Here is a 17633-nt window from a genome sequence, read left to right on the forward strand (position 1 = left end):
CTGCGCAGTCCAGCGGGAGCAAGCTCCCTCGCCACAAGGTATTAACAAATGCAGTTACTTGACGTTGCTTGGAGTAGCACCTTCAGCCACACCCAGGTCATCTTCCGGACGGGTATCAACGATACCGCGACCGCCCGAAGCCAGCTCGGATTGCAGCACGTCGGTATCCAGCTCTTTCACCCACTTGGCAACCACGATGGTCGCGACGGCGTTGCCGACCAGGTTGGTCAGGGCGCGGGCTTCGGACATGAAGCGGTCGATACCCAGAATCAGCGCCAGACCGGCCACCGGCAGGTGACCGACCGCCGACAGAGTGGCGGCCAGCACGATGAAGCCCGAACCGGTCACACCGGCGGCACCTTTGGAGGACAGCAGCAATACCACCAGCAGAGTGATCTGGTGCGTGATATCCATGTGCGTGTCGGTGGCCTGCGCAATGAACACCGCAGCCATAGTCAGGTAGATCGCGGTACCGTCGAGGTTGAACGAGTAACCGGTCGGGATCACCAGACCCACCACCGATTTCTTCGCGCCCAGACGCTCCATCTTGATCAGCATGCGTGGCAGTACCGATTCCGACGAGGAAGTACCCAGTACGATCAGCAGTTCTTCACGGATGTAGCGGATCATCTTCAGCACGCTGAAGCCGTGCATGCGAGCGATGGCACCCAGCACGATCAGGATGAACAGCACGCAAGTGATGTAGAAGCAGGCCATCAGTTGGCCCAGCTGCACCAGCGAGCCGACACCGTAGGCACCGATGGTGAACGCCATCGCACCGAAGGCACCGATCGGCGCAAGCTTCATGATCATGTTGATGATGTTGAACATCACGTGGGCGAAGCGATCGATGAAGTCGAGGATCGGACGGCCGTAGTCACCCAGGCGATGCAGGGCGAAACCGAAGATCACCGAGAACATCAGCACTTGCAGGATGTCACCGGTGGCGAACGCGCCGACGATGGTGGTCGGGATCACGTTGAGCAGGAAGCCGACTACGCTCTGGTCTGCGCCTTGCTGCACGTAGGTCGCGACTTTCGAGGCGTCCAGGGTGCTGACGTCGATGTGCATGCCGTTGCCCGGCTGCACGATGTTGACCACGATCAGACCGACCAGCAGGGCGATGGTCGAAACGATTTCGAAGTACAGGAGTGCGTAACCGCCGGTCTTGCCGACCGACTTCATGCTTTGCATGCCAGCGATGCCGCTGACCACGGTGCAGAAGATGATCGGGGCGATGATCATTTTGATCAGCTTGATGAACCCGTCACCCAGCGGCTTTACCGCCACACCGAACTGCGGGTAGTAGTGACCAAGCGCAATACCGATGATGATTGCGACGATCACCTGGAAATACAGGGATTTGTACAGTGGCTGACGAGTCGTCATTGCAAGTTTCCTCAAGCGTCCCGCGGGCAACATCCATCTGTTGAGCGCAGAACCTGAATTGCGAACCCTCCTGCACTGGAGGGATTTGTTGTTCGAGCGGCGCTTTTCCCGCGGGATAGACGCACACTTCTGTCGCTCTTATCGCAAACGCCGTGCCACTTTGGTGCAATTCGCTGCAAGCCTTTTGATATCAGGGGATGCAGACTATTTTTTGTCACTGCCCGGTGACGCCAGTGTGGCGGATTTCCGCCAACTCAGCGGATCTCGTCCTACAATTTGGCGGAAATCCGCCTTGTTGCCCTGCGCATGCCCCGGCTACCATCCGGCGCTTGAGGAAGGATCTGCCGCTTATGCGCGAACGTACCATCGCCAGTCATTTCGCCCGCGCCGCCCTCGGTGGCGCTCGCCGTTCGGGGTTCGACTATGCGCCGCTGCTGCAGCAACTGGGCATCAGCCCCGAGTTGCTGGATGAACCGCGGGCGCGCATCGCCCCGGAGCAATTCACTCAACTGATCCAGAGCCTGTGGCTGGCGCTGGATGACGAATACCTGGGTTTCGGCAATGCGCCAAGCAAGCCCGGCAGCTTCGCGATGATGTGCCACGCCCTGATCCACTGCCGCAGCCTGGAGAAGGCACTGCAACGCGGTTTATTGTTTTATAGCCTATTCCCCGACGCCCCGCGCCTGAGCCTGAGCCGCGAAGACGAATGGGTGCGCCTGAGCCTCGATGATGCGCAGTTGTGGGACCCGGATCACTTTCTCAGCGAGAGTCTGCTGGTGATCTGGCATCGCCTCGGCAGTTGGCTGATCGGCCAGCGCATTCGCCTGGAACAGGCCACCTTCAGTTACCCGAAACCGGCGCACGGTGCCGAGTACGACCTGCTGTTTCCCTGCCCGCTGGTGTTTTCGGCCCAGCAGAGCAGCCTGCTGTTTCACAGCCGCTATCTGCACATGCCGTTGTTACAGGATGAACGCACGCTGAAGCATTTCCTCGAACGCTCCCCCGCCGACCTGCTGTCACGCCCGGACGACGGCGACAGCCTCAGCAGTCGCCTGCGCCGCTTGCTCAGCCGCGACAGCGCGCAGTGGCCGGACCTCGAAGCCGTGGCCGCGCAGTTGCACATCAGCCCGCAAACCCTGCGTCGGCATTTGCGTGAGGAAGGCAGCAGTTTTCAGGAATTGAAGGATCAGTTGCGCCGAGACATCGCGATCTATCACTTGGGACGGGCAGATCTGTCGTTGCAACAGATTGCCGAGCAATTGGGGTTTTCCGAGCCGTCGGCGTTTCACCGGGCGTTCAAAAAATGGACCGGGCTGACACCGGGGGCGTATCGGGCGCAGGAGCAGTGATCTGTTCGCCGTCTGTGGCGCCTTGACTGGCCTCATCGCTGGCAAGCCAGCTCCCACAGGTTTTGATGTCGTTCAAGGAGTTTGTATACGACTCGGACACTGTGGGAGCTGGCTTGCCAGCGATAGCGCCCGAAAGACCAACACCTAAACAGCAGGAAACTGAATCCTGAACGCCGCCCCGCCCATCGGCGAATCCCCGAGCATCAGCTTGGCGTTATAGCTCTCGATGATGTCCTTGACCACCGCCAGGCCGATGCCCTGCCCCGGATGCTGACGATCCAGGCGTTCGCCGCGCTCAAGAATCCGCGCACGCTGATTCGGCGGCACGCCGGGGCCGTCGTCTTCGATGCACAACTCGATGCCGGCAAGGCTCTCGCGCACGCTGATACGCACTTCGCCCAGGCACAGGCGATAGGCGTTCTCCAGCAGGTTACCCATCATCTCCAGCAAGGCGCCCTGCTCGATCGGCACATAGCAATGTTCCGGCAGGTCGAACGCCACCCGTACGTGCTTGTCGCGATAGACCTTGTCCAGCGTGTCGCACAGGCTCTTGAGCACCGGTTGCAGACGCACCTGATGGCGCACCAGACCGCTTTTGCGCAGGCTGGCCCGTTGCAGTTGATAGCTGATCTGCTGGCTCATGCGCTCGATCTGGGTTTGCAGCACCCAGGCCTGATCGCGATCTTCCGGGCGTTGCGCCATGTCTTCACTGACCCCTTGCAACACCGCCAGCGGGGTTTTCAGGCTGTGCGCCAGATCATCAAGGGAGTCACGATAGCGGCTGCGCTGCTGGCGTTCGCTGTGCAGCAGACGGTTGAGCGAGCCGGTCAGGCGCAGCAGTTCGCGCGGATGCTGTTCGGTGAGGCTTTCACGGGTACCGCTTTCGATTTCGTCGAGTTCCTGGCTGAGCCGGCGTAGCGCCTTGAGGCCCCAGGTCAGACCGATCCACAGCAGCGCCAGCAACACCAGCAATGCGGCGCCAAAGCCCAGATACAGATTTTCACGCAGGCCTTCGAGGGTATTTTCGTATTCGCGCACCGGTTGCAGGGCGACGATACTGAAGGCCGCGCTCTTGCCGCCGAGCAATTTGACTTCGACGTCGTAGACGAAGAACTCCTGGCCGTTACTCTCGCGGATCCGCGCGAACTCGTTGCCCATGCCGTCGTAACGCGGCTTGTAATTGATCTGCTCTTCCTGCGTGCCTTTCGAGCGCCAGACCAGTTTGCCTTCGCGGTCATAGATGTAGCCGAGCAAGCGGTTGTCGGTGAGGTTGAAACGCTCATCCGGCAACTGCGCCGGCATCACCAGATGGCCACTGTCGACGCGTGCCGCCGAGATCAACGTGGTGACGTCCGACGCCAGGCGCTGCTCGATCGAGTCCTGCAGCGCCAGGCTGAACGCGCCCTGCATGGCCGGCAGCAAGCCGAGCATGAACAACACCGCCAACGTGGTGGCGGCGAGCATCAAACGAACGCGAAGAGAACGAATCAAGTGCAGCGCTCATTGAACAGGTAGCCGAGCCCGCGCACGGTGTCGATCGGCTTGAACCCGCCCGGGCCTTCGAGCTTGCGGCGCAGGCGACCGACCAGCACTTCGATCACATTCGGATCGCGCTCGTCGTCGTCCGGATAGAGCTGTTCCATCAGGCGATCCTTGGGCACCACTTGCTGGTGGTGGCGCATCAGGTATTCGAGGATGCGGTATTCGTAGGCGGTTAGCGCCAGCGGTTCTTCATCCAGCGACGCCTGCTTGCGATTGAGGTCGAGCAACAACGGCCCGGCAACGATGGTCGACTGGGTGAAACCGCTGGAGCGGCGCAGCAAGGCATTCAGGCGTGCGTCGAGTTCTTCGAACTGGAACGGCTTGACCACGTAATCGTCGGCACCGGCGGCCAGCCCCTCGACCTTGTCCTGCCAGTTGCCACGCGCGGTGAGGATCAGGATCGGAAAGGTCTTGCCGTTCGAGCGCAACTGCCGGATCAGGTCCAGACCGCCCATGCCCGGCAGACCGAGATCGATCACCGCCAGATCGAAGTTGAACTGCCCGGTCTGGTACAGCGCCTCTTCGGCATTGGCCACGGACTCGACCACGTGACCGCTCTCCGTCAGGCGGGTTTGCAGGTGATGGCGCAACAGCGCTTCATCTTCGACGACCAACAGTTTCATAACGCCCTCCCGGGTAAATCAAAAACTCCAACAACGCATGTGTGGGAGCGGGCTTGCTCGCGAAGGCGATGTACCAGCCAACATTGTTGTCGACTGATAGACCGCTTTCGCGAGCAAGCTCGCTCCCACAGGGTCTAGAACGAACCGCGCTTTAGAAAGCGTAGTTCGCCGACAGGTAAGTCTGGGCGCTGCTGGTCAAGTCCAGCGAGCCTTGCTTGCTGCCACCGCTCTCTTTCATTTCGGTGCTGGCGTTGCTCATCAGGTAACGGTAACCGAGTTCGACCGACACATTCTGCGCCACTTGTTGCAGCACACCGAGCTGGCCACCGACGGCGTAACCGATGTCGCTGTCGCGGCTGTAGCCAGGTGAATCCTGAGTCAGCTTGGTCAAACCGGCCGTGGCGCCACCGAACAACTTGGTGCTGCCGCCCACTGGGTAGAACAGATCGTAGCTGCCCAGCAGGTTTTCCTGGCGCAGTTTAATGCCATTGTGCGAACCGGACACGTTGTCGTAGGTCGCGTAGTAACGACCTTGCGAGTTTTGCTGGCCGAGGCGCACGCCGTAGGTGTTGTTGCCGTCAATCGCGCCGCTGGCATCCGGGTGGCCGAGGTTGTCGTTCAGTGCATGGGACTTTTTGATTTTGTCGCTGGTCTGGCCAAAGGTCAGGCCGGCGAAGTTGGTGGTGTCATCGGCGTGTGCCGCAATGCTGGAGCCTAACAAGGTGAAAGCCAGCAGCAGTTTGTTCAGACGAGTCATCGAGTTTCCTCTTTCTCAGTGCTGTTTGGGTATGGCGCAAGGTTACTGACCTGCCCCTGTACCGGCCCTGAACGTTCTCTGAACCTGCGCTGAATCAAATCAACTAGGCTGTCCTGACCACTTTCGATAAGGAGACCGCCCATGCGCCTGTTCCTCGCCCTCACCCTGCTCGCTGCCAGCAGCCTGGCCAACGCTGCGATCAAGACTCAGGAGATTCCCTACCAGAGCGCCGACGGCACAAAACTGATCGGCTACTACGCCTACGACGACGCGATCAAGGGCAAGCGCCCGGGCGTGGTGGTGGTGCATGAATGGTGGGGCCTGAACGATTACGCCAAACGCCGCGCCCGCGACCTCGCCGAACTGGGTTACAGCGCGCTGGCCATCGACATGTACGGCGAAGGCAAGAACACCGAGCACCCGAAAGACGCGATGGCGTTCATGCAGGCCGCGACCAAGGATGCCGCCGCGTCGAGCAAGCGCTTCGAGGCTGGTCTGAACCTGCTCAAGCAACAGCCGCAAACCGACGTTAACAAGATCGCCGCCATCGGTTACTGCTTCGGTGGTGGCGTGGTGCTCAACGCCGCGCGTCAGGGCGAGCCGCTGGCGGGCGTGGTGAGTTTCCACGGTGCACTGGCTACCACCACCCCGGCGACGCCCGGCAGTGTGAAGGCGAAGATTCTGGTCGAGCACGGTGCGCTGGACAGCATGGTCACTGCCGACAACGTCACCGCGTTCAAAGCTGAAATGGACAAGGCCGGCGCCGACTACAGATTCGTCAGCCTCGACGGAGCCAAGCACGGTTTCACCAATCCCGATGCCGATCGCTTGAGCCACGGCGATCACGGTGGCCCGGATATCGGCTACAACAAGGCTGCCGATGAAAAATCCTGGGCGGACATGAAGGCGTTCTTCCAGAAAATCTTTGGCTGACGACTGCCCCTGTGGCGAGGGAGCTTGCTCCCGCTCGGCGGCGAAGCCGTCGCAAAAACCTGCCGACGCGGTTTACCTGACAGACCTCGTCCACAGTTTTCTGGGGGGCTTTGCCCCCAGCGGGAGCAAGCTCCCTCGCCACAAAAGTGTGCAGCCTCTACCCAGTCGTGACTTCAACCGGCAAAATGCCCGCCATGAATCCCAGCCCGCCCCTCCCCGCCTGCTGCACCCCACTCGACGCCCACTGGCCGTTGCCCAACGTGTTGCCCGAGACCGTGCTGCTCAGTACCCGTTTCGACCCGAAGCAACTGCTCGGCGATGACTTCCAGCGCAGTGCCATCGAGCCGCCGCCGAGCATTCAGCGCTCGGTGGCCAAACGGCAGGCCGAGTTTCTCGCCGGGCGGATTTGCGCCCGGGCCGCGTTGCAACAACTGGAAGGCTCAAGCGTGATTCCGGCGATTGGCGAAGACCGTGCGCCGGTGTGGCCGGCGCACATCTGCGGCTCGATCACTCACAGCACCGGGCGTGCGGCGGCAATTGTCGCCAACAAGCAGCACTGGCGCGGCTTGGGCATGGATCTGGAAAACCTGCTCGAGACCGAGCGCGCCGAACGCCTGGCCGGGGAGATTCTGACGCCGGCGGAACTGCAGCGCATGGCCGCCAGTACGCGGGAACAACTGGCGTTGCTGGTGACCCTGACGTTTTCGGTGAAAGAGAGCCTGTTCAAGGCGCTGTATCCGATTGTGCAGAAGCGCTTTTATTTCGAGCACGCCGAGGTGCTGGAGTGGACGGAGCAGGGTCAGGTTCGGTTGCGTCTGCTGACTGATCTGTCTGCTGAATGGCGTCACGGCACCGAGCTGGAGGCGCAGTTTGGTGTGCAGGATGGGCAGTTGTTGAGTCTGGTGAGCATTCCTGCCTGAGGTTTTTCTGCGCCAGTGAGGCCCCCATCGCTGGCAAGCCAGCTCCCACAGTGTCCGTGGTGAGCACAGATTTTGGATACCCCCCTGAAACCTGTGGGAGCTGGCTTGCCAGCGATTGGGGCCGGCAAAACCGCCACAAAACTCAACGGCGCTCCTGATTCCGCGGCCAGCTCAGACTGAAGCAAGCCCCACCCAGACTCTTGCTCTTGTTGATCAGCGCCCGACCGTCATGCCAGTGGATGATCCGCCGCACAATCGACAGCCCCAGCCCGTGCCCACCAGAGGCCCGCGTGCGGCTGTCATCCAGACGCAGGAACGGCGTGAAGATTCGCTCCCACGCCACCTCCGGCACGCCCGGCCCGTCATCCTCGACATCCACCCGGCAGCGCAATTGCCCGACCTGATAACTCACCGTGACGTTCGAGCGCGCATGGCGCATCGCGTTGCTCACCAGATTCTGCAACGCGCGATGCAGGAAGCGCGGCTCGGCCTCGACCCAGGCACCGTCGTTATCGGCAGCGGACAGACACAACCCGCGCTGCACCGTGACCTCGGCACGCAACGGCGCCAGTTCTGCGATCACCTGATTGACCAGCGCATCGAGGTCAATGCGTTGAAAGGTCAGTGCCGGCGAACCCTGCTCCAGCCGCGCGTAAGTGAGCATTTCGTCGACCAGCTTATCGAGATCCTCGATGTCGTGATCCATGCCCTCGCGGTATTTTTCCAGCGCTTGCGGAGTGGTGGCAGAGCCGATCATCTCCAGGCCGAAACGCAGGCGCGCCACGGGTGTACGCAACTCATGGGACACCGCGCGCACCAGCTCGCGCTGGATCGCCAGCAACTGCTGCAAGTGCTCGGCCATGCCGTTGAATGCCGATGCGAGACGCCCGACCGAGTCAGCTCCGCGTGCCGGCACGCGGGTTTCCAGGCTGCCCTTGGCGATGCGTGTGGCTGCGGCTTCGAGTCCGCGCAGACGTCGTTCGAGCTGACGCACCAGCAAGTAGACGATCAGCCCGATCAAGGTCAGACCGAGGGCCGCAATCAGCACCAGCCATTGCGGCGGGTACGGATTCATCTGATACAGCGGACCGATCTCCAGCACCCACGGCGTGCCGACCATGCCGGCAAACACCCGGATCGAGTCGCCGCCCTTGCCCAGCGCCATTACCGTATCGCCCTCGGACACGCGGCGGCTCTGGTCTTCGTCCATGTCGGCCTCGTTGACCGTGACCAGTCGCAGATCGAAACCGAAGCCCTTCTCTTCTTTTAACTGCGCCAGCCGTTTGGGCTGCTCGCCCACCGGAAAACGCACCAGTTCGTCGGCCAGCAGATAAATAGTCGCGCGGGCCAGTTGCTCACTGATCTGTTGCACGTCACCGGTCAGCAGCAGTTGTTCCTTGTCGCTGACCAGTCGATAGACCCGCGCCGCATGCGGGCCGGTCTGTTCCACCAGCGCCTGACCGCGCTGCACCCGGGTGCGTTGGGACAAATCCAGATCGGTCTCGGAAAACTTCTTCAGCGCCAGCGGAATCCCCAGCAGACGCTCCCAGACCAGTAACGCCCGATGGCGCTCGGTTTCGTTCATCGGTTGCAGGTTGTCGGCCATCAGCGAAAACGTGCCATGGGCCAGGCGCTCGCGGTATTGCTCGCTGCGCACCTGATTGAGCAGGTGCAGCGCCAGCACACCAAGCACTGCCACCAGAATCAGCGCCGCGCACATGCCGCCATAGATGCGCAGGAAGATCGAGTTCACAACGCCAGATCCACACAGGCTTCAGGGACGAACAGATAGCCTTTGCTGCGGATGGTCTTGATCAGGCGCGGGTGATCGGGGTCATCACCGATTTTCGGGCGAATGCGCGAGATGCGCACATCGATCGAACGATCCTGGCCGTCGTAACCGATACCGCGCAGCGCAGTGAAGATTTCTTCGCGAGAGAGGATCCGCCCGGCGTTCGACACCAGCAGCCAGAGCAGGTCGAACTCGGCGCTGGTCAGTTCGATACCGTTGTCGCTGAGCCAGGCTTCGCGCAAAGCGTTGTCCACCACCAGCGGGCCGAATTGCAGACGACGGCTTTTTTCCGCGATCGGCTCGGCTGTGTCACTGCGTCGCAGCAAGGCCTGAATCCGCGCCAGCAACAGCCGTGGGCGCACCGGTTTGCACACGTAATCATCGGCACCGAGGTCCAGCCCCTGGATCTGATCGGCATCGTCGGTGCGCGCGGTGAGCATCAGGATCGGCCCGTCATAACGGTCGCGCACCTTGCGGCAGATGCTCAGGCCATCTTCACCGGGCAGCATCAGGTCGAGGATCACCAGGTCCGGCTGCTCCTTGATGATCCGCGCCGCCGCCAGCGCGCCGTTGCCTTCGATCTCCACGCGCAATCCATTGGCTTGCAGGTATTCGCGGGTGAGTTCGGCCAGACGCTGGTCGTCCTCGACTATCAATACCTGCCAGGCTTCTTGCTCCACCGGTGACCTCTGCTTGCTGTTGTTATAAATAAGGCAGAAACGCACTGCCCCCTGCGGCAGCGCCTACACGGGTGTGCGATTGCCCGCAGATTCGGATCCTCCGGTCTTTTTGTCATCTTTCGGGAGGATAAGAAAGGGTAAACACCGCTCGATTGTATAAACGGCGTACAGCCAGAACACAAGTCGCCAAATGCGTTCGGACAAGGCGGTTTTTTGTGATAGGGTTCGCGCCCTTAAAAATCCGCTGAAGCGTTTTTCCCGAGTGAAAAACAGTGACAAACGGTCTAGCTCAGCAGGTTCGCGGCCTACACGCGAATCAGCCCTTTCGCACACAATTTACGCACAGGTTTATCCACAGGCTATACGTTGCAATACTCCCCCAAAACGCATTATCTTGTAGCCCGTGCGTAAAAAACCCCTACATGTAGGGGTTTTCGCAAAAAACCAAACACAAACCGGACAGTGAATTCAAGGCTTTTTATTGCCATTGTCGGGTTGAACCAAACGTATTTTCCAAAGCCCAAACCGCGCCTGCGGATGGCTACCGTTTTTCAGTCGAACACGACGATAACGGTACGGGTGTTGCAGTGACGAATCTGCTCCCCGAAAGGAATGCGGTCTCACGCGTATCGCGCGAACCGAAGACTTCGGCATGGAAGCGGCGCCCACAAGGCCCCCTTCCTGAACTGTCCCGAAGTCGTTATGCCCGGCGCGTGCCGGTTGTAGTGCTTCAGGACGGAACGGTGGGCACCTTGATGGTGCCCAAACAAACATAGAGAACGTGGAGACACCCATGCAAACCGACACAACTCGCGAGAACCCGCAGGGCACCTTGCCGCAGGCCGCCGATTCGAATTCGGATCTGGCCGCCACCGCGCCTGGTCAACTGCGCGTGATCAAGCGTAATGGCACTGTCGTTCCTTACACCGATGACAAGATCACCGTCGCTATCACCAAAGCGTTTCTCGCAGTTGAGGGCGGCACCGCTGCCGCTTCGTCGCGAATCCACGACACCGTTGCCCGCCTGACCGAACAGGTCACCGCGACTTTCAAGCGTCGCATGCCGTCGGGCGGCACCATCCACATCGAAGAGATCCAGGACCAGGTCGAACTGGCCCTGATGCGTGCCGGCGAGCAGAAAGTCGCTCGTGACTACGTGATCTACCGTGACGGCCGTTCGAAAGAACGCGCTGCCCACGCCCCGGTGGAAGCTGCGGTCAACGCGCATCCGTCGATCCGCATCACCCGTGCCGACGGCAGCCTCGCGCCGCTGGACATGGGCCGCCTGAACACCATCGTCACCGAAGCCTGCGAAGGCCTGGCTGAAGTCGATGGCGACCTGATCCAGCGCGAAACCCTGAAAAACCTGTATGACGGCGTGGCCCTGAACGACGTCAACACCGCACTGGTGATGACCGCGCGTACGCTGGTTGAACGTGAGCCGAACTACTCGTTCGTCACCGCCCGCCTGCTGATGGACACCCTGCGCGCCGAAGGCCTGGGCTTCCTCGAAGTGGCCGAAAGCGCCACTCACCACGAAATGGCCGACCTGTACGCCAAGGCGCTGCCGGCTTACATCGCCAAAGGTATCGAGTTCGAACTGCTGAACCCTGTGCTGGCCACCTTCGACCTGGAAAAACTGGGCAAGGCGATCAACCACGAGCGCGATCAGCAATTCACCTACCTGGGCCTGCAGACCCTGTACGACCGTTACTTCATCCACAAGGATGGCGTGCGTTTCGAACTGCCGCAGATCTTCTTCATGCGCGTGGCCATGGGCCTGGCGATCGAAGAGAAGCAGAAAGAAGACCGTGCGATCGAGTTCTACAACCTGCTGTCGTCCTTCGACTACATGGCTTCGACTCCGACCCTGTTCAACGCCGGTACCCTACGTCCACAGCTGTCGAGCTGCTACCTGACCACCGTTCCGGATGACCTGTCGGGCATCTACCACGCGATCCACGACAACGCCATGTTGTCCAAATTCGCTGGCGGCCTGGGCAACGACTGGACGCCGGTTCGTGCACTGGGTTCGTACATCAAGGGCACCAACGGCAAGTCGCAGGGCGTGGTTCCGTTCCTCAAAGTAGTGAACGACACCGCCGTAGCCGTTAACCAGGGCGGCAAGCGCAAAGGCGCTGTGTGTGCCTACCTGGAAACCTGGCACATGGACATCGAAGAGTTCATCGAACTGCGCAAGAACACCGGTGATGATCGTCGTCGTACCCACGACATGAACACCGCCAACTGGATCCCTGACCTGTTCATGAAGCGTGTCTTCGATGACGGCAAGTGGACCCTGTTCTCGCCTTCCGAAGTGCCGGACCTGCACGACCTGACCGGTAAAGCCTTCGAAGAGCGTTACGAGTACTACGAAGCCCTGACCGAGTACCCGGGCAAGGTCAAGCTGTTCAAGACCATCCAGGCCAAAGACCTGTGGCGCAAAATGCTCTCCATGCTGTTCGAAACCGGCCACCCGTGGCTGACTTTCAAAGACCCGTGCAACCTGCGTAGCCCGCAGCAGCACGTCGGCGTGGTTCACAGCTCGAACCTGTGCACCGAGATCACCTTGAACACCAACAAGGACGAGATCGCCGTTTGCAACCTGGGCTCGATCAACCTGCCGAACCACATCGTCGACGGCAAGCTGGACACCGCCAAGCTGCAACGCACCGTGAACACCGCCGTGCGCATGCTCGACAACGTGATCGACATCAACTACTACTCGGTGCCGCAAGCGAAGAACTCCAACTTCCGTCACCGTCCGGTCGGTCTGGGCATCATGGGCTTCCAGGACGCTTTGTACCTGCAGCACATTCCTTACGGTTCCGACGCCGCCGTCGAGTTCGCCGACAAGTCGATGGAAGCGGTCAGCTACTACGCGATCCAGGCGTCCTGCGACCTGGCTGACGAGCGCGGCGCGTACGAGACCTTCAACGGTTCGCTGTGGTCCAAAGGCATCCTGCCGCTGGATTCGCAACAGATCCTGATCGAACAACGCGGCCAGAAGTACATCGACGTTGACCTGAACGAAACCCTGGACTGGGCACCGGTTCGCGCCCGTGTACAGAAAGGCATTCGTAACTCCAACATCATGGCCATCGCACCGACCGCGACCATCGCCAACATCACCGGCGTATCGCAGTCGATCGAACCGACCTACCAGAACCTGTATGTGAAATCGAACCTGTCGGGCGAATTCACCGTGATCAACCCGTACCTGGTTCGCGACCTCAAGGCACGCGGTCTGTGGGACTCGGTCATGATCAACGACCTGAAGTACTACGACGGTTCGGTGCAGCAGATCGAGCGCATCCCGCAAGAACTCAAAGAGCTCTACGCGACCGCGTTCGAAGTGGATACCAAGTGGATCGTTGACGCCGCCAGCCGTCGTCAGAAGTGGATCGACCAGGCCCAGTCGCTGAACCTGTACATCGCCGGCGCATCGGGCAAGAAGCTCGACGTGACCTACCGCATGGCCTGGTACCGTGGTCTGAAAACCACCTACTACCTCCGTGCCCTGGCCGCGACCAGCACCGAGAAGTCGACCATCAACACCGGCAAGCTGAACGCTGTTTCCAGCGGCGGCAACCACGGCGACGATTCGGTTCTGGCAGCTCCGGCAGGTCCGGCGCCAGTGCCAAAGGCTTGTGCGATCGACGAGCCGGATTGCGAAGCTTGCCAATAAGCTGAGCCGGGTCAGGCGTCGCGAGACGCCTGATTCTTCCAGACAAAAGAAACCCCCGACAGACTTCTGGTTTGTCGGGGGTTTTCTTTTGTCCGCCATTTATTTGTAGGAGCTGTCGAGTAGAACGAGGCTGCGATCTTTTGATCTTTACTGCTACAGCCAAAGATCAAAAGATCGCAGCCTTCGGCAGCTCCTACAGAGGATGAGTACATCTGGCAGGCCGCCATCGCCAGCAGGCTGGCTCCCACACAAATCAACAGACCACCGCATCCGCTTTTCACCACTCAACAGGATGAGCGCAAGCTCGGCTGCAGCTCTTGATCTTGCCGTACCGGCCCCGTCGGCAGGCTGAGTGGAGGGGTTTATCCGGGGGGTGGGAGCGCAGCGACCGTTTGGCGCAGCCAAACACATCGAGAGGAGGTGCAGCGAAGCAAACCGTAGGCGATGCCCCCGGATGAATCCCGCAGCGAAGGAACCCGAGCCTAAGCGAGGGCCGTACGCCGGGGCCCAGCGTTTTGGTTACTTTTGGGCGTCTGCAAAAGTGACTCGCCGTAAGGGCGAAACCGCCAGCCGCAGCATCCGAAGCAACGGATATTCACCCAATCAAAACCACCGCCACCCGATAGCCGTCCACAAAAAAGCCCCTCAAAAAGAGGGGCTCCCTTGCACAACCAGAAACCGCAATCAGGTCATCTGAATGATGGTCTGCATGATGGTGCTCTGGGTCGAAATGGTCTTGGCGTTCGCCTGATAGTTGCTCTGGCCCTTGATCAGATCCACCAGCTCGTTGGTCAGGTTAACGTTCGACTCTTCCAGCGAGTTGGAAGCGATTGAACCCAAGGTACCGGTTTCCGGTGCATCGTAACCCGGGATACCCGAAGCGAAAGTCTCTTTCCAGCTGGTACCGCCGACCGCCTGCAGGCCTTGTTCGTTGGTGAAGCTGGCCAGCGCAACCTGGCCGATGGCCTTGCTCTGGTTGTTGCTGAAGTTGGCGAACAGCGTACCGGTGCCGTCGATGGTCAGGTTGGTGATCTGGCCAGTGGCATAACCATCCTGAGTCGGGATCGAACGCGCGGTATCAGCATTGAACTGAGTGGTCTTGGCCATGGAAATGGTCACGCCATTGGCGTTGGCAGACGCGCCGTTAGGCGTGAAGGTGCCGTCAATCACTTTACCCGGTACCCAGCCGGTCAGCTTCAAGTCGCTGCTGATGATCGGCTTAGTCGGATCTGCCGGGTTAGGCGTGCTGACCTGAGTGAGATTGCCCGAACTGTCGAACGTCAGTGTCGAAGCAGTCGGGGCGGTCTTGGTTGGATCGCTGCCGGTTGCATCTGGATTGCGCCCGTCCACCAGGGTGTAGACTTTCCAGGTGTTTTGGCCGGTTTTCACCATGTACTGATCCATGACGTGCGAGTTGCCCTGAGAGTCATAGATAGGCGTGCTGAAGGACTTGGTGTAGGTTTCGAGTTTTGCCGGGTCGAACTTGCCTGCCGCCACTGTGTCGTCGATCACGGGTGCCGACGAGTTCAGGTTGATGGACGAAGTCACCAGCGAAGTCGATTTCGGCGCCAGGTTCGAAGTGTCGATCTTCAGGTCGGTCAACACGCCGTTGATGATCTTGCCGTTGGCATCCACACCATAACCTTGCAGGCGCGAGGTGTAGTCGGTGTTGGTGATGAAGCCGTTGTTATCGACCTTGAACGTACCGGCACGGGTGTAGGTGATCGCGCCGTTGTTGCTCATGGTGAAGAAACCGGAACCGTTGATGCCCATGTCCAACACGTTGCCGGTGTTGTTGATGTCACCCTGGGTGAACTGCTGGGAGACGTTGGCCAGGCGCACACCGTTGCCGATGACCTTGCTGCCGCTGCCCAGGCGAGTGGCCGAGTAGACGTCTTCGAATTCTGCACGGGACGATTTGAAACCGGCGGTCGCGACGTTGGCGATGTTGTTGCCGGTCACGTCCAGTTGTTTGTTGGCTGCATAGAGACCGCTAAGGCCGATATTGAAAGACATATTCCACTCCTTTGTGCCGGTTAGTCGGCTCTATATACCAATGGTTTGTACTTTGGACAGGGCAACGGTGCCCTTGCCGGACAGGTTGAGCATCAGCTCGCCACCGGTCTGGCTGATCGTGACACTGGTGACCGTCGCTGGCAGGTAGGTCGCCAGGTCGGTGGAAGTGCCATTGATCGATGCGTTGGCCTTGACGGTATAAGTGCCGGCCTTGACCAGATTGCCGTCCTTGTCCTTGCCGTCCCAGGTGAAGCTCGCGTTGCCGGCTGCGCGACTGCCCAGGTCGATGGTGCGAATCGCCGTACCGCTGCTGTCGGTGATGGTGACCGTGCCGCCGGCAATCGACGACGGAACGGTGACCGAACCGGTCATGCCTTTGCTCGGGTCGTCCATCTGAACGCTGTTGGTCTGCACGATCACGTTGCGACCGACCAGCGACGACGCCTGCAAGGCTTGCGAGGAGTTGTAGTTGCCGGCCAGCGAACTGACGGTGCTGTTGAGGGTGGTAATGCCCTCAAGGCTGCTGAACTGCGCCAACTGCGCGACGAAGGCACTGTTGTCCTGCGGGTCGAGCGGATTCTGGTTCTTCAACTGGGTAACCAGCAGTTGCAGGAACGCGTCCTTGCCCAGGGCCTGGCCGCCGGTGGAGCTGTTCGTGGCCGAAGCAATGCCATCGGCGGTCGAACTGGTCTTTTTCGACGAGTTCGCCAGGATGTCATTCATGCTCAGGCTGCTGGTGGTATCGGTAACGCTCATGGCAGTCGCCCCTTATTACTGACCGAGGGTCAGTACCTTCTGCATCATGGTTTTGGCGGTGTTCATCATTTCGGCGTTGGTCTGGAACGACCGGCTCGCGGAAATCATGTCAGCCATTTCTTCCACCACGTTGACGTTCGGGTAGTAGACATAGCCCTTGGCATCAGCGGCCGGATGGTTCGGCTCGTAGCGCGCTTCGAGGTTGCTCTGGTCTTCGACCACGCCGAGTACCTGCACGCCCTGCCCTGCGGCGTCCTGGCTCTGGAACAGCGAGTTGCTGCCGGTGTTCTGGCCGCCCTGGAACATGGTGGCGAACACCGGGTGACGGGCGCGGTAAGTCTGATCGATGCTCGACGAAACGGTTTCGGCGTTGGCGATGTTCGAAGCCACGGTGTTCAGACGCGTGGTTTGTGCGCTCATGCCGCTGCCGGCAATGTTGAAAACGCTGGACAGGGACATGGATTACTCTCCGCGCAGGGCTGACACCAGCCCTTTGAATTTGCTGTTGAGCAGGGTGAAGCTGGCCTGGAAGCCGACTGCGTTTTCCGCGTAGTTCGACTGCTCAAGCTGAGCGTCCACGGTGTTCTGGTCGATCGAAGGCTGCATCGGCGTGCGATACATCAGCGACTCGTCGCCATTGCCCAGGCCTTCAGCTTCGATGTGACGGCTGTTGGTCATGTTCAGGGCAATGGTGCCGTTGGCGTTCTTCTGGGTCTGTGCTTCAAGCACTTTGGAGAAGTCCAGATCCCGAGCCTTGTAATTCGGGGTATCGGCGTTGGCGATGTTGTTGGCCAACACTTCAGCGCGCTGGGCGCGGAAGCCCAATGCCTTTTCGTGAATGCCGAGCGCTTTATCGAAGCTGATGCTCATGTCGGGAACCTTCGGGTGACCGGTTTTTCGTACCTGAGCTTTAGCAAGGCGCGTGCCAAACAGAACAACCCCCGTAAACCGGGGCTTTGCGGGGCATCGGCAAAGCGGCAATGCCAGAAAAGCGGCAACCGGTTTCCGCCGAATGCCGCTTTTCTGCCGCTTGACTGCCTTCTATCAGCCAACACTGAAACCCTGTGGGAGCGGGCTTGCCCGCGATGGCGGTATGTCTGGTTAATCTAAATCGACTGACACGACGCTATCGCGGGCAAGCCCGCTCCCACAGGGATTTGTGGTGTCAGGGAGAAATTCATCGGGCAC

Annotated in this window: 14 protein-coding genes; 4 read left to right on the forward strand and 10 right to left on the reverse strand. The window is 60.1% G+C overall.

The window, feature by feature from the left end; translation table 11 throughout:
- Window positions 1-54: 54 nt before the first annotated feature.
- A complete protein-coding gene (locus tag ABV589_RS07300; protein WP_367085413.1) occupies window positions 55-1389 on the reverse strand; it encodes a dicarboxylate/amino acid:cation symporter in 1335 nt (444 codons plus the stop codon).
- 350 nt (window positions 1390-1739) lie between these two features.
- Here ABV589_RS07300 and ABV589_RS07305 point away from each other — a divergent pair, with 350 nt between their 5' ends.
- The gene (locus ABV589_RS07305; RefSeq protein WP_367085414.1) at window positions 1740-2738 is read left to right on the forward strand and encodes an AraC family transcriptional regulator; all 999 of its coding nucleotides are present in this window, start codon (window positions 1740-1742) and stop codon (window positions 2736-2738) included.
- A 144-nt stretch (window positions 2739-2882) separates the two neighbouring features.
- Here the strand turns inward: ABV589_RS07305 and ABV589_RS07310 are convergent, their stop codons facing one another.
- The 3 genes from ABV589_RS07310 to ABV589_RS07320 form a co-directional block, all read right to left on the reverse strand.
- Window positions 2883-4229, reverse strand: coding sequence for an ATP-binding protein (locus tag ABV589_RS07310; protein WP_123588768.1), 1347 nt, complete (start codon window positions 4227-4229; stop codon window positions 2883-2885).
- Complete coding sequence (locus ABV589_RS07315) at window positions 4226-4903, reverse strand: response regulator (RefSeq protein ID WP_007965967.1); 678 nt, start codon at window positions 4901-4903, stop codon at window positions 4226-4228. The genes ABV589_RS07310 and ABV589_RS07315 overlap by 4 nt, the downstream gene beginning before the upstream one ends.
- A gap of 151 nt (window positions 4904-5054) precedes the next feature.
- Window positions 5055-5660 carry a hypothetical protein gene (locus ABV589_RS07320; protein WP_367085415.1) on the reverse strand — a complete coding sequence of 202 codons (606 nt, stop codon included), beginning with the start codon at window positions 5658-5660 and terminating at the stop codon, window positions 5055-5057.
- Window positions 5661-5801: 141 nt separating this feature from the next.
- Here ABV589_RS07320 and ABV589_RS07325 point away from each other — a divergent pair, with 141 nt between their 5' ends.
- Together ABV589_RS07325 and ABV589_RS07330 are read left to right on the forward strand one after the other, a co-directional pair.
- The gene (locus ABV589_RS07325) at window positions 5802-6593 is read left to right on the forward strand and encodes a dienelactone hydrolase family protein (protein WP_367085416.1); all 792 of its coding nucleotides are present in this window, start codon (window positions 5802-5804) and stop codon (window positions 6591-6593) included.
- 194 nt (window positions 6594-6787) lie between these two features.
- Window positions 6788-7513 (forward strand): 4'-phosphopantetheinyl transferase, encoded by a 726-nt coding sequence (locus tag ABV589_RS07330; protein ID WP_367085417.1) that lies wholly within the window; start codon window positions 6788-6790, stop codon window positions 7511-7513.
- A 142-nt stretch (window positions 7514-7655) separates the two neighbouring features.
- On the opposite strand, the gene ABV589_RS07335 is transcribed toward ABV589_RS07330, so the two are convergent.
- Together ABV589_RS07335 and ABV589_RS07340 are read right to left on the reverse strand one after the other, a co-directional pair.
- Entirely contained in the window at window positions 7656-9266 is a 1611-nt protein-coding gene (locus ABV589_RS07335) for an ATP-binding protein (RefSeq protein ID WP_024164442.1), read from the reverse strand.
- Entirely contained in the window at window positions 9263-9985 is a 723-nt protein-coding gene (locus ABV589_RS07340; RefSeq protein ID WP_007968483.1) for a response regulator, read from the reverse strand. Before ABV589_RS07340 ends, ABV589_RS07335 begins: the two co-directional genes overlap by 4 nt.
- A 793-nt stretch (window positions 9986-10778) precedes the next feature.
- Between ABV589_RS07340 and ABV589_RS07345 the strand changes: the two genes are divergently transcribed.
- Window positions 10779-13673, forward strand: coding sequence for a ribonucleoside-diphosphate reductase subunit alpha (locus ABV589_RS07345; protein ID WP_007968485.1), 2895 nt, complete (start codon window positions 10779-10781; stop codon window positions 13671-13673).
- A 684-nt stretch (window positions 13674-14357) separates the two neighbouring features.
- Here the strand turns inward: ABV589_RS07345 and flgE are convergent.
- The 4 genes from flgE to flgB are packed head-to-tail and all read right to left on the reverse strand — an operon-like array spanning window position 14358 to window position 17315.
- Window positions 14358-15689 (reverse strand): flagellar hook protein FlgE, encoded by a 1332-nt coding sequence (flgE, locus tag ABV589_RS07350; RefSeq protein ID WP_367085418.1) that lies wholly within the window; start codon window positions 15687-15689, stop codon window positions 14358-14360.
- A 30-nt stretch (window positions 15690-15719) separates the two neighbouring features.
- Window positions 15720-16445, reverse strand: a complete 726-nt coding sequence (gene flgD / locus ABV589_RS07355) for a flagellar hook assembly protein FlgD (RefSeq protein ID WP_367085419.1) — start codon at window positions 16443-16445, stop codon at window positions 15720-15722.
- A 15-nt stretch (window positions 16446-16460) separates the two neighbouring features.
- Window positions 16461-16904, reverse strand: coding sequence for a flagellar basal body rod protein FlgC (gene flgC, locus ABV589_RS07360; RefSeq protein ID WP_007963049.1), 444 nt, complete (start codon window positions 16902-16904; stop codon window positions 16461-16463).
- A 3-nt stretch (window positions 16905-16907) separates the two neighbouring features.
- Window positions 16908-17315, reverse strand: a complete 408-nt coding sequence (gene flgB / locus ABV589_RS07365; protein WP_007917581.1) for a flagellar basal body rod protein FlgB — start codon at window positions 17313-17315, stop codon at window positions 16908-16910.
- Window positions 17316-17633: the final 318 nt, after the last annotated feature.

Origin of the sequence: Pseudomonas sp. HOU2, assembly GCF_040729435.1 — a bacterium.
In the GTDB taxonomy this organism is placed as follows: domain Bacteria; phylum Pseudomonadota; class Gammaproteobacteria; order Pseudomonadales; family Pseudomonadaceae; genus Aquipseudomonas.